Genomic DNA, 13,665 nt, shown 5'->3' with positions numbered 1-13,665 from the left:
TGGTTAATAGTCACTTTTAGGGTGGATGACTCCATATTGCCTTTTTATTCGCTTAAAGCGGTCAGTCAGATGACTTTGTATGGAATCGTACTCGGGATGATTGTAAATATTGTTCATCTCCATGGGATCTTCCTGTAGGTCGTACATTTCCCACTCGTCCAGATCGTAGAAATGCATGAGTTTGTACCGTTCTCCGGTAATGCCTTCGTGTTTATTCACGCTATGCACCGCAGGAAATTCATAATAATGATAATACAGGTAATCCCTCCAGTTTTCTGGCGTATTTCCGGTCATTAAGGGAAGCAGACTTCTGCCCTGCATCCGGTCAGGAGCTTCAATGTCAGCTATATCCAAAAACGTCTGCGCGAAATCCAGGTTGGAAACCAGGTCTTCGTTGACCGTTCCAGCTGGAATTTTGCCCTGCCATTGCATTAATAGCGGCGTTCGAAAGGATTCCTCGTACATAAAGCGCTTGTCAAACCATCCATGCTCTCCCAGGTAAAAACCCTGGTCTGAGGTATACACAATCAGGGTGTTTTCATCCAGCCCGTTTTCCTCCAAATAATCCAGTACCCTGCCCACGTTGTCATCGACGGAACGGATGGTGGCCAGGTAATCGCGCATGTATCGCTGGTATTTCCAGCGGACCAGTGCTTCTCCCTCAAGATCCTTCTCCTGAAATTCCTGAATAATGGGATCGTAAACCGCATCCCAGGCGGCTCGCTGCTCCTCATTCATGCGACCGTAAGTACGGTTAAAACTGCCTTTGTTCTTGTTTTCTTCCGTCCATAACTTCAAATCGGAATCTAACTGCATGGTTTCCCGAATGGTCATGTCCTGCTCTTTTGCGGCGGTTCCCCGGGTCTCATAATCATCAAAAAGGTTGGATGGCTCTGGAAATTCTACCTCTTCGTACAGTTCCAGATGATCCGGTCCTTTTTCCCATTCCCGATGGGGTGCCTTGTGTTGGAGCATCAGCATAAAAGGTTTGCCATTGTCTTTATTGGCCTCCAACCATGCCAGGGATTTGTCAGTGATCAGGTCGGTGACATAGCCCTCTACTGCTCCAGTGTCGGAGTCAGAAATAAAATCGGGATTGTAATAATGGCCCTGCCCCGGAAGGATTTCCCAATGGTCAAAACCCGTGGGTTTGGAGCGCAAATGCCATTTTCCAATCAGAGCGGTGGTATAGCCGTTTTCCCTCAGTACCTTGGGAAAAGTGATTTGTTCTCCGTCAAAAATATCGCCATTGGTCCGGTGTCCGTTTACATGGCTGTGTGCCCCGGTTAATATCGTAGCCCTGGAAGGCGCACAGATAGAGTTCGTGACATAGGCCTTGTCAAAGCGCATCCCCCTGTTGGCAATTCGATCAATATTGGGAGTGGGAGCAAGTTGGGAAAAGCGATCTTCATAGGCACTAATGGCCTGAAAGGCATGGTCATCGGAAAAAATAAATAAAATGTTGGGAGGACCGGATGCGGTGGTCTCTTCTGTTTCATTCTCAGAACAGGCAACCATTGCCAAGGTAACAAACAAAATAAAGATCCGGGTGATTAAGGGTAAGGAATTGACTTTTCTCATCATACGATTTTAACAGATAATAGGGATAATATTTTAAACGTAAATGCAAACGATAAAGGAAACAATATAAACACATTTCCGCGCACAAAGAAATTTGTTCGCAGCAAAACCCAGCGTTGTTTACCGAAGGGTTTGTTTATTATAGAAAATGGAAGTTCTTTTAGGGTACCGTTTCGCCTGGAATGCAATAGGTGTTCCGGATAGAATGGTTTCGTAATCTTGCGTTTACAAAAAAAGTAATTACCCAAAATGCTGCTTCAAAGGCTTTAAATTTGAAAGGAGATGGTTAAGTCAACAGTTTATAAGATTCCTGTATTTCTATTCTTTATGGTGGCCCAGATAGGGTTTGGCAGACAGGATCCCATGCAGTCATTGACTTCAAAAAGGGGATTGGTGGCACTTTGGGATTTTAAAGAGCCTGCTGGAATGTTAAGGAAAGCGGTAGGTAAGGGAGACTTTCCCCTCAATGAACGGAACGGCCCGATAGCGCGAATGGAGGAGGGGCCGCTCTCTGGTTATTCCTCCCGTTTTGAGAAAAATGCCTTTTTGGCGCTTCCTTACGAGAAGACAGGTGCGCTCAATATTCACGGAAAAGGACAGGAAATTACGGTCATGGCCTGGGTGAAATGGTTCGGTAAAACCGGTTTTGTAGGAGGTATGTGGAATGAATATACAGACGGAGGGAAAAGACAATACGGACTTTTTGTCGACCTTCCCCATTACAACGGGGCCAATCAGGTATGCGGTCATGTATCCGCCAGCGGGGGTCCCACGCCTCCCTTTCCGTATAGCTGTGATTACTCGGCCAGCAAGCAGGAACTGACCCGAGGAAAATGGCATTTTATCGCTTTTACCTATGATGGCACGTATATTAAATCCTATCTGGATGGGGAGTTTAAGGAAAGAGCGCCAGAGCCTATAAAAAATACCCAGGGTTTTCCCGGAGTTCCCAACGGTTTGGTGCATTCCAAAAACCCCTATTATTTCCCGGATGGGTTAGGGAATAATGGTTCGGATTTCACCGTTGGGGCAGTGGTATTGCAAAGGGGCATGGGCAATTTTTTCAACGGCCTTATTGGGGGGCTTGCCGTTTTTGACCGGGTTCTGGACGAAGGAGAGTTGCAGGAAATCAACCGGCTGACGATGAATCAAACGGCTATCCCTTAAGTTTTCAAGATATAGTCATTCCTTCCTGAATTTCATTCGATGATTTCAAACTGAATGGGATTTAATAAATCATTTTGGATGCTTTCAATAACGTTTTCGTTGGGTTCTCCCTGATGTACGTAATACCGAAAGCTGCTTTTAAACGTTTCTCCCGGAGCGATGGTAAATTCGCCATCGACCATGGGAGCGTAGACCCAATAAGGCATGGTGGGATGAACGCGTATGGCTTGCGGGTATCGGAAATTGTCCGGATAACCAAACACGGTAGCTCCGGCGGTTTCGCCTTCCACCTCTCCGAAGGCTGTTACCCAGGACGCATGGGTGTGGTTGGCGTTTTCACCGGTATAGCCTTCCGAAGTTAAAATGTTCCAGGTGTTGGTATAATGGACCGAGTCCACGGAATTCCATTCTTTGGAGCCCCGAAACCCCATACCCCCATAGTGGTAATCCAAAATAAACAAGGTATCACTGCTAGTGTTCGTTTGCTCTGACATCAGGTCAAACAGGTAATAATCGGAAATGGGGTAAACCATTACTTTCCAGGTTTCGGCTAGTACTTCGCCGTGTTTCAGACTAATATGACTTAGCAGACTTTCGAATAAAGCGGCATTAACTCCCTCTTCCACATGCATCAATTCGACATGCTCCACGGTTCCGGTTTCTTGGTGCTGGTTCCAGAAATCTACTTTTTCTCCTTTGAACTGCGTATTTACCCAGGCGTTGAAGACAGCATGCTGATGGGTATGGCCCACCGGGAAGGCATCTGTCAGGACCTGGCCTTCCGGGCTGTAGAGCGGGTGGATCATCCCGCTTCGTTTGTAATATTCGGGAAGCCCTTCATCGGGCATGGCGGTAGCCGTTTGGTAAAATAAAACCGGTTGTTCGTTCACTGCCAATTCCACTCCTTCCTCGGATTGGTTTACGGATACCCGGTTAGAAACCGTTCCCTTAGCCTGCTGCAATCCAAAATCGCCGGTCGTTCCGGCCGGCATCTCGTCAATGATGACCAACAGTTCTCCCGATGCCAACACCTGCGCCGGATAGGCCTTTCCGCTTTTTTCATTCACCAGTTCATAATCACTTCCAGCGGGCAAATCCTTGTCTAAGGGGATTAATAGGGGGCTGTTTTTTCGATCCACTTCACCCGCATCCAATACAACGCTCATAATAGGCGAGGAAGAGCAGCCCATTTGAGCAAATAAAAGTACACTGATGTAAAAATAAGCTTTTAACATAGATTATATGAGTTGAAAGACAGAATCCAATGGTAAGATCGTAAGGGGAAAGTGGAATTCCAATTTGCTGCCCTAAAATTTTGAAATGGCAGCCAAACAAATGTAGGGCCATGCCATTTTAGCCTTAATATTTTTCAATTTGGCTTTTTATTCACCATATTGTTCGTCTTAATATCTTCTATTATCGTTTTCAATTTCTTATGAAGGAAAAGTTTCAGTTCCTAGCCCTTTGGTTTTGTTTTTCTGTCGGCCTTTCTTATGCTCAATTTGCCCCTACGGATAAGGTCCCTTTGGATTCCAGGGTGAAAGCAGGGCAGTTGGACAATGGAATGCAGTACTATATCCAGCAAAACCCCAAACCAGAAAACAAACTGGAGCTTCGGCTGGCGATCAAAGCAGGTTCCATGCAGGAACGGGAAGACCAACGAGGCCTCGCTCATTTTGTGGAGCACATGGCTTTCAACGGGTCGGAGCATTTCAAAAAAAACGAACTCATCAGTTATTTACAATCCATTGGCGTGGCATTCGGAAGTGATCTGAATGCCTATACCAGTTTTGATGAAACGGTGTACATGCTGCCCATTCCTACCGATGACGAAGAAAAAATACAAAATGGCTTTCAGGTGATGCGCGATTGGGCCGGAGGGCTGTTGCTGAATTCAGAAGACATTGAGGCGGAAAGAGGAATTGTAGTGGAGGAATGGCGGACGGGTCAGGGAGTAGATCAACGGATGAGAGATGCTTATTTGCCCGTTTTGTTACACGAAAGCCGCTATGCAAATAGATTGCCCATTGGCGATATGGACATCATCCGGGGGGCGGAGGAAGAAGTGATCCGGGATTTTTACAGGGATTGGTACCGTCCGGAGCTGATGGGAGTCGTAGCGGTGGGGGATGTGGCGCCCGAAAAAGTAGAAGCCCTGATCAGAGACTATTTTGGAGACCTTGAAAATCCCGTGGAGGCACCCGATCGGGTGTATTATGAAGTACCGGAACACGAGGAGAATTTTGTGAAAATCATTACCGATGAAGAAGCCCCCGGTATTCAGGTACAATTATACTACAAACACCAACCGGTAGCTACCGAGACCTACGATGACTACAAGGACCGGATTCTGAGAACCATGGTGGGTGGCATGCTAACGCAGCGGTTGGATGAAATCAGGCAAAAGCCCGATGCACCGTTTATTTTTGCAGGTGCCAGGTATGGAAAATTGGTTAAAGGACTGGAGTTTTTTACTACTTCCGGCGTGGTGGGTCCGGGCAAAACCCGGGCAGGGTTGCGTTCCTTTCTGGAAGAAAACAGGAGGGCCGTCCAGCACGGATTTACAGAAGGGGAACTGGAACGCGTGAAACGTTCGCTTTTAAATAGTGCAGAACGATCCTTTAAGGAAATGGATAAAGCGGAGTCCCGTTCGCTGGTAGGACGGTATGTTTCCCACTTTCTAAACGAATCCTTTGCCGATAATCCCGCTCACCGAAATCGTTTTTACCAGGAAGTAATCCCCGAAATCACCCTGGATGAAGTGAATGCCATGGTCGATAAGTTGGTTCGGGAAAATAACATCGTCGTGGTGGTCACCGCACCGGAAAAGGACAAGGAATCTTTGCCGACAGAATCCGAACTGGCGGACGCACTTAAAGAAGCAAAAGAAATGGAGACCAGTCCCTATCAGGAAAAGGAACTGAGGGAAGAGTTAATGCTGGCCATACCCGAATCGGGCAAGGTGGTGAAGGTGCAGGAAGTGGAGGAAGTCGGCATCACAGTTATCGAATTGGACAATGGACTAAAAGTCCATTTCAAACCCACCGACTTCAAAAACGATGAAATCCTGTTTACCGGGTCCAGCAAAGGCGGCACTTCCCTATATCCAGACAAAGACCATATTCATGCCAGCTATGCGGGAACAGCTGTAAATGTCATGGGAGTAGGAGATTTTTCTCCCTCCGATTTGAGAAAGGTGCTGGCAGGAAAAAATGTTCAGGTAACGCCGAACATTGGCAGGTATTCTGAAAACATATCCGGGAGTACTTCTCCGGAGGATCTGGAGTTGGCCTTGCAGCTTATTCATCTTTATTTTACAGCCCCCAGAGTAGATTTAGCGCTTTGGGAGGTATTTCTTACCAACCAAAAAAATCAACTGGAAAGTGCGCAGGTTAATCCTGATTTTCAGTTTAATAAACGGGTCAATGAAATAATCAGTAACGGAAATCCCAGGGGAATGGGGATTTTTTCCCCTGAAAAATTGGATTCCATTGACCTGGAGCGAAGTTTGGAGATTTTCACCGAACGGTTTGCCAATGTGGCCGATTTTGAGTTTTTGTTTACCGGTAATTTAGATTTAGACCTGGTAATCCCCATGGTGGAGCGATACCTGGGAAGTTTACCCGGAAATCTTGTAGACGGAAAAGAGCAATTCCGGGATTTAGGCATCAAGGCTCCGCAGGACCAGACGGAGTTGATAAAAGTCGGCGTAGACGAAAAAAGTCAGGTGATCCTGTACTTTAATGGGGATACCGCCTATGACCTGGAAAAATCCCAGCAGTTATCCTATCTGGGGGAAATTTTAACCATTAAATTGATCGAATCCTTACGCGAACAAATTGGCGGGGTCTATGGTGTCGGTGCCAGAGGAAGCTTAAGCAAGGTTCCGGATGAGCGGTTTAGCTTTGTGATCAACTTTCCTTGCGCCCCGGAATCTGTCCCGGAGTTGACCGCTGCTGTCTGGGAGGAAATCGAGAAAATTCAAACCAATGGTCCCGAAGCGGAGGACTTGGAAAAAGTAAGGGAAACCAAACGGATATCCCTGGAAGAAAACCTGCGCAGGAATGGTTTCTGGCATGGGCAGATTAGCGCAGCCATCAGCGGCAATATGCCCTTGGATACCGTACTGGGAGCAACGGATAGGGTGTTGGGTGTCACAGGGCCGCAGGTTCAGGCGCTCGCCAGAGAATTTCTAAAAACAGAATTTTTACTAAAAATCATTCGGTATCCGGCCAACTATCAGGAAGAATAAGACAAGATCTAAAGGCGGTGCCGAAGCAAATCAATACGCTGTTAACCAATAGTTTAAAATTATGCTAATTCCCTTTTTAATATTCTTTATGGGTTTATTTCCCTTCCTGCTGGCAGAAGAGGTCTCCGTACCTGCTACAATAGACCAGGAGGAAGTAGCCCTGTTTGTAAGTGGAGAGGATGGATACCATACGTATAGGATTCCGTCCCTTCTGGTGGCGCAAGATGGCACTTTGCTGGCTTTTGCCGAAGGCAGAAAATCCGGAAGTGGCGATACCGGAGATATTGACCTTGTGCTTAAAAGGTCAGAGGATGGGGGGCATACCTGGTCCGAACAAATGGTGCTCTGGGATGATGGAAAAAATGTCTGTGGAAACCCAAGCCCGGTGCTGGATGAAACCACCGGAGAAATTCACTTGCTGCTTACCTGGAACAGGGGAGATGACCACGAAGGGGATATCATTCGAAAAAACAGTCGTGATACGCGCCGAGTATTTGTTATGAAATCCACCGATCATGGTCATACCTGGACGGAACCGAAGGACATTACCTCTAGCACCAAAAATACGGAATGGGGCTGGTATGCCACTGGTCCGGGAATGGGCATTCAAATCCAACATGGCCCCGATAAAGGCCGTTTGGTGATTCCATCGGATCACAGTTACGATGACCCAAACGGGGATGTAAGGGGAGGACCCTTTGAATACGGTTCGCATGTGATCTATAGCGACGATCAGGGCAAAACCTGGGAGCTGGGCGGAACCATCCGACCCAAAATGAACGAATGCCAGGTCGTGGAAATGGCGGATGGGAAAGGAAGTCTTTTGATGAACATGCGTTCCTATTTCGGAAAAAACCGGCGGGCCTTATCGGTCAGCAAGGATGGGGGGATTTCCTGGTCGGATCCCGTGGAAGCAGTATCATTGGTAGAACCTGTTTGTCAGGCGGCACTTCTCAGGTATTCCTGGCCCAAAGATCCGGAGGGAGATGTCGTCTTGTTCTCAAATCCCGCAAGCACGAAAAGGGAAAACATGACGGTAAAATTGAGCAGGGATAGTGGGAAGACCTGGGTAGCCTCCAGGACCCTTCATGCCGGCCCTGCTGCGTATTCTGCTTTGGCCCGATTGCCAAACGGGGAAATCCTCTGCCTTTATGAAAAAGGAGATCAACATCCGTATGAAAAAATTAACCTGGCCCGGTTAAGCCTGGATGATTTTCAATGACGGACGAAATTTTTCGGGTTTCAAATCAAACAAATAGGATAATGGACAAGTCTGGACTGGCAAGATGGCTGAAAGGGGGTTTTTTGATAACCCTTTTTATGGTTTCCCCAATGCTGCTCTTCGGACAGTCGCCAACCTTACCGTCAGATCCGGGTTTAATTCCGATAGACGGCCCGGGCTATTACGGTAAGGAAGGTAGCACCTATGTATTGACCCGGGATATTCGTGCTGAAAAAAGCGCCCTTTTTTTGGGAAAGGACCTGACGCTGGACCTGAATGGCCATACCATTACGTTTGCCGACGGAGCCTATGATAGCCTGGAAAACGGAGGCTTTGAAAGCGGGCTGGACGGCTGGGATCTCTCGAACGCACCGGGTGCAGCATTATTGGAAACCCGGAAAACACGTCCGTTTGTGGGTGAAAGATTGCTCGGACTTCAAAAAGGAGACGAAATTGTATCTGCTTATATCGATTTACCCTATGCCCATAGGTCTTATTATGCAATCTGTGGCATTACGGGAAGGGTTTTTAGCGATATGGGAGGGGATCTTGCCAACGAAATGAAAATCAGCTTATTTGTGGAAGACGAACAGGGGAAGGAGGTAGAGGTGATGACGGATTATGGGTCCGGACCAGTAAGAAGCAGTCCGGTATTTCACAAAAGCCCGCGCTTGGGTGGCGGTTTTATAGTGGCACATCTTCAGGGGCTTCCCGCAGGGAAATATCGGATCCGGGTGAAGGCCGAAACCGACTGCCTGGTAGACGAAATCGGTATTTTTCCGGCATTTGACGTGGGTATAGCGATCGTAGGTAAGACCCATCCCAAAGGTCATTACGATCATTTGTATGAAAACGAGCATGCGGCCTTTTACGATTATACAGCTGATTTTCAAACCGGAAACCCGCTCCCAGAGGTTCCTCAGGTGAGTGGAAAGGGAACGGTTACCATAAAAAACGGCACCATAAAAGCCGGATTCCGTGGAGTAATGAGTTGGGGTATCCAATCTACGGCCGAAGATGTCGAGTTGATATTGGATGGAGTGACCATTATTAACCAGGGAATCAATGCGACGGCAGTGGACGTTCCGCAGGCCAGCATCAGTCATTGCCGGTTTGAGGTGACCAATCCTCAATTGATTCACCGGCATGGTTCCCAGCATTATGCCGTGGACCTGAGAGGTAGGGGCGCTTCGGAAGTAGCTTATTCGGCGTTTTACGGAGGGCAGGGATGCCTGGTGTTTAAGGGGAAAAAGTCTTCCATTCATCATAATACCTTTGTCAACCAACAATTGGTAACCAACCATTACAGCATCATGGCCATGGGGGATAGCTCTCTGATTTATGAAAATAACATTGTTCCTGAGGTGGGTTCCGGAATAGAGATTTTTCGTCACAAGGGAATCGAAATATTCAATAACCGAATTAAAATTGAGGCTTCACCACCTACCACTGAATACGGGAAGGAGGAATTCAGCACCGCTGCGATACGAATTGCAGACTACCGCGACAGCCCCGGGTCGCCGACGGGTGCCTTTGGTAATAAAGTATATAACAATACCATAGAGGTACGCGGGCGTTCCTTTCCGGAATATCCGGAGTACACCCCGATGGCATGGGCCATATTTTACAGTGCCAGCGCTGGAGATAATTTCATTTTTGGAAACCATATCACCGTGGAGCACCCAAGCCCCTCTTCCCGTTCCGAAGCGGCTGCTTTCTACATTGGCGGAGGCCTAACGGGGTATGGAGGAGAATTTCGGGACAATACGGTTTACTCCAATGTTCCTGCTGCCTGGATAGGCTGCCGGTATGGGGGAACGGTAAATACCAGATTGGCTTTTAACCATTTTATCAACACCAGTTCCGGAGCGTTACAACCGTTTCGTATGGGTTGGGAATCCTGCGACAGCTGCTATGCCAAAGAGGTAACGTTTGTAGGCAATACTTTTCACCAAATGGACTTTGGGATCCTAATGACGGAGCAGCCTCATTCGTATCGGGTAATGATGCCTGTTGAGGTTCTTTGGCAGGGAAATAAGATGGATATGCCGGTAATTCAAGTGGAGGATAAAGACGGTATGCTCATTCAGACCGCCCAATTTAACAAGGAAGGCCTTTGGCTGGGTGAACTGCTTTTGGAAACCTACCAGCATCCACAAAGTAACCGAAAGGAGGGATATTGGCTGGTGGTAGGAAAGGAGAAGCGTTTTGTGACCAGACAGACATTCCAGCCCATAGTCTTTGGAGCTTTGGAATAACACGGTTACTTTAAAAATAATTGCTCAATAAAGACGGCCCTTGGTATGGAGATGCTTTTTCCGGTGGGCGCAGGGATGCCGGTTTGGTCCTGAATTCTGAAGATTACGACATTGTCGGATTCCATATTCGCAACCAGAAGTAGCTCCCCCTTCTCATCTACTTTAAAATTTCGTGGATGCTGACCACCGGTAGGGACATGTCCCATTAGCTTTAGCAGTCCGGTTTCCTGGTCTACCTGGTAGATGGCCAGGTTATCCTGACCCCGGTTACTGGCATAGAGCCACTTGCCATCTACCGATAGATGGATATCTGCAGCGGCATTGTAATCCGATTGAATTTCCGGCGAAAGCATTTCGACGCGGGCCAATAATAAAAGGTCCCCGCTTTTTGGTTCAACCGTGTAAATTCCGACAGTATTGCTCAGTTCCTCCACAGAATACGCGTAGGGAAGGTCTGGATGGATGACAAAATGTCGCGGGCCGGAACCTGCTTTCACAGGAAAAATCTCTGGATCCTTTTTCACGCTGCCTTTTTTGGGATTCACTTCGTATTTCAATATCTGGTCAATGCCCAGATCCGATGCGTATACCCATTTGCCGTGCAAGGAAGGAATCATGGAATGCATATGGGGTTTGGTTTGGTTTGGGTGAATACTGCTTCCCTCATGCTGCACAACTGAAACAGCCTCGCTGATAGCACCGGAGTCGGCCACCTTAAACGTAGATAAATTACCTCCCTGGTAATGTGACACAAATACTACCTTCCCGGTAGGGTCCACGCTGATATGGCAGGGGCTGGCTCCGGCAGAAGATACCTGATTAATCAACGTAAGCTGTCCGGTATTCCTATCCACTGCATAGGAACTAATGGTCCCATTGGGATCGTCCGCGTCTTTTCCCTCCCGGTAGGCTGCGTACAGATATTTTTGCGACGGGTGCAGGGCCAAAAAAGTCGGATTTTTTTTGTCATGAACGGTTTGTAGGATGGAAGCCGATAGGGTGGACCGGTCAAAATCTAGCACATAGATACCTTTACTTTCGTTTTGGCTGTAGGTACCTATGTATAGGATTTCTTTCGTAGATTGAGCCATGGTTTTTCGGGGAAAATGCAATAACGGAATAATGAGTAGAAGAAGTAAAATGATTCTCCATATTTTGAAACAAAGGGAAGGTGTACAAAGGTGCCTGTTCATTCTTTGAATATAGTATAATTTCCGTTAAAAATAGAAATAGGTCAGGAGATGGCCGCACTTATTTGGATGGCTCCAGGCGGAGGGCCTTTAGTAGTTTACTGAAAATTTCGGTGTTTTCATACACGCCTCTGAATTCCTGCGAATGAGGTCCGTAAGCAAAAATAGGAACCATCAATCCCGTATGATCTTCTGTGGAGAATTCCAGTTCCACGGTATTAGCGGCCACCTTTCCCTGGGGGAGGGTGACACCCCCCGTTTCATGATCCGCCGTGATTAGTACCAGGGTGTGGCCATCCCTGTCAGCAAACCGAAGCGCCTCCGCAACAGCCTGATCAAAGTCAATCCCTTCTTTAATAACGGTGCCTACCTCATTGGCGTGTCCGCCTGAATCAATGTACGCACTCTCGATCATTAAGAAAAAGGGTTGTTCTTTGGAATCAAGGAAGTCGATTCCGGCTTTGGTGGCTTTTGCGAGAAAATCCTCCCGTCCCTGACTTATTTTTGGCAGGCCTTGATTGGATCCAAAATAACCTGTTTTATCCCCGGAATAAGAAGCCAATGCTTCTAAAGAGCCGCTTAGCAAAAAGCCAGCGTTTTCCAGATTTTTGAGTTCATGGGGGTTGCCAACCAGAAAGTCCGATTTCCCTCCGCCGATAAACAGGGACAGCGGACTTTTTGCCAGGTCCTCAGCAATATTCCGGGTCAGATCCCGCTCGGGTTGATGGGCAAAGAAGGCTGCCGGAGTGGCCCCGGTCACATGATCCGTAGTGATAATTCCCGAGTTAAACCCGTAGGGAGCCAGGTATTCCGGAAGATTAGTTGCAGGTGTGCCATCGGGTAGCATGCCAATGCTTCGGTTTTTCACCCTTTTCCCAGAGGCCAGGGCAGTGCCCGCTGCAGCAGAGTCGGTCGTGAAATCGTCGGCCGACTGGGTTTTGATCAAGCCCAGGTTTTTTAAGTGTGTCATTGTTAATTGATTATTGTTGGCATACATGGCTGCGGATATCTGGGCCAGCCCATTTCCGTCTCCAATTAGTAAAATGACATTTTTGACTTTTCGATCGGTGCCGTCTGATTCGTAGGTAGGCCGGTATGCTTCCTGTGGTGTGGGATGGGTGTACCATCTGTTTTGAAGGCTGGACAGATAGCTTTTCGCCGCGGCAGGATGATCGGTATTGATATAGTCTACGCCAAGTTCATGCAATGCTTTCCAGGCAGTTTTACTGTCCGGGGTGGCCCAAAACCGAAAGGGCTTTCCGTGTTTATGTGCCACATTTATGGCCTCCTTTAGTTGCTCAATATCCGAATCAATAAGGCGTCCTTTACCGTTCCACTGCGAAAAATTTCGGAAGCTTAGGCTAAATAACTCAATTTTGTCTAAGGGTAGGTTTTCGGTAGCTTCTACACTTTGGTAGTCAAAGAATATCGGAAAGGGATACTGATGGTAATCCTCTTTTCCTGGACGGTTGCCGGAAATTACAATCTTTACAAACGGGTTTTCCCGGTCCTCCCAAAGCTCCTCGTAGGGCTCCAATTCCTTAAGAAGTTGATTTAGGGTGGAATAGGCTTCCGTTTTAAAATCCACCAAAAGAATAAAAGGATGCAGGTTGCCAAGCTGTAGCCGTTTGGCCCGGAGAATGGGCTCCAGGTAAAGGCTTGTTAAGGTATGTCCTGTTCGGATGCTCTCTTTTTCATGGGCCACAAATAGGGTGTCGCGTTGCAGGATCACATCTGCTTCTATGGAAGCGGCCCCATTGGCATATGCCTCCCAAAAAGGGACTTGTTGCAAGTAATCGTTATGGCTGTGAATGTTGATTTCCTGGGCATTCAAAGGCACCGGGAAGCCTGCTATTAGGCAACAAACAATCATTAAAAAAACAGAGGCAGGGATCGATAATTTCATACGTTTTTTAATTTCTCCAAAAATAGCGCAAACGGGCGACTTCCTTCGTTTCGATTGGTTAAATTAGGGTTAATTTTGAAGGTAATTAC

8 protein-coding genes are annotated in these 13,665 nt (G+C 47.4%); 4 read left to right on the top strand and 4 right to left on the bottom strand.

Annotated elements, in window-relative coordinates; all coding sequences use genetic code 11:
• Positions 1-3: 3 nt before the first annotated feature.
• Entirely contained in the window at positions 4-1,584 is a 1,581-nt protein-coding gene (locus GJS45_RS20730; RefSeq protein ID WP_162343794.1) for a sulfatase family protein, read from the bottom strand.
• A 279-nt stretch (positions 1,585-1,863) separates the two neighbouring features.
• On the opposite strand from GJS45_RS20730, the gene GJS45_RS20725 reads away from it, so the two are divergent.
• Entirely contained in the window at positions 1,864-2,748 is an 885-nt protein-coding gene (locus GJS45_RS20725; RefSeq protein ID WP_202928144.1) for a LamG domain-containing protein, read from the top strand.
• Positions 2,749-2,780: 32 nt separating this feature from the next.
• Here GJS45_RS20725 and GJS45_RS20720 read toward each other — a convergent pair whose 3' ends face one another.
• The gene (locus GJS45_RS20720) at positions 2,781-3,983 is read right to left on the bottom strand and encodes a DUF6807 domain-containing protein (protein WP_162343793.1); all 1,203 of its coding nucleotides are present in this window, start codon (positions 3,981-3,983) and stop codon (positions 2,781-2,783) included.
• Between the two features lie 200 nt (positions 3,984-4,183).
• Here GJS45_RS20720 and GJS45_RS20715 point away from each other — a divergent pair, with 200 nt between their 5' ends.
• The 3 genes from GJS45_RS20715 to GJS45_RS20705 all read left to right on the top strand — a co-directional run bounded on the left by GJS45_RS20715 (position 4,184) and on the right by GJS45_RS20705 (position 10,480).
• A complete protein-coding gene (locus GJS45_RS20715) occupies positions 4,184-7,000 on the top strand; it encodes a M16 family metallopeptidase (protein ID WP_162343792.1) in 2,817 nt (938 codons plus the stop codon).
• A gap of 88 nt (positions 7,001-7,088) precedes the next feature.
• Positions 7,089-8,222, top strand: coding sequence for a sialidase family protein (locus tag GJS45_RS20710; RefSeq protein ID WP_162343791.1), 1,134 nt, complete (start codon positions 7,089-7,091; stop codon positions 8,220-8,222).
• Positions 8,223-8,263: 41 nt separating this feature from the next.
• Positions 8,264-10,480: a right-handed parallel beta-helix repeat-containing protein gene (locus GJS45_RS20705; protein ID WP_162343790.1), complete on the top strand. Its 2,217-nt coding sequence runs from the start codon at positions 8,264-8,266 to the stop codon at positions 10,478-10,480.
• A gap of 5 nt (positions 10,481-10,485) precedes the next feature.
• On the opposite strand, the gene GJS45_RS20700 is transcribed toward GJS45_RS20705, so the two are convergent.
• Positions 10,486-11,571, bottom strand: coding sequence for a lactonase family protein (locus tag GJS45_RS20700; protein ID WP_235954901.1), 1,086 nt, complete (start codon positions 11,569-11,571; stop codon positions 10,486-10,488).
• Positions 11,572-11,731: 160 nt separating this feature from the next.
• Positions 11,732-13,576 (bottom strand): alkaline phosphatase, encoded by a 1,845-nt coding sequence (locus tag GJS45_RS20695; RefSeq protein ID WP_235954899.1) that lies wholly within the window; start codon positions 13,574-13,576, stop codon positions 11,732-11,734.
• Positions 13,577-13,665: the final 89 nt, after the last annotated feature.

The organism is Cyclobacterium salsum (assembly GCF_010119245.1).
GTDB lineage: Bacteria > Bacteroidota > Bacteroidia > Cytophagales > Cyclobacteriaceae > Cyclobacterium > Cyclobacterium salsum.
The sequence above is the reverse complement of the archived record's forward strand: the minus strand, read 5'-3'. Positions and strand labels throughout refer to the sequence as shown.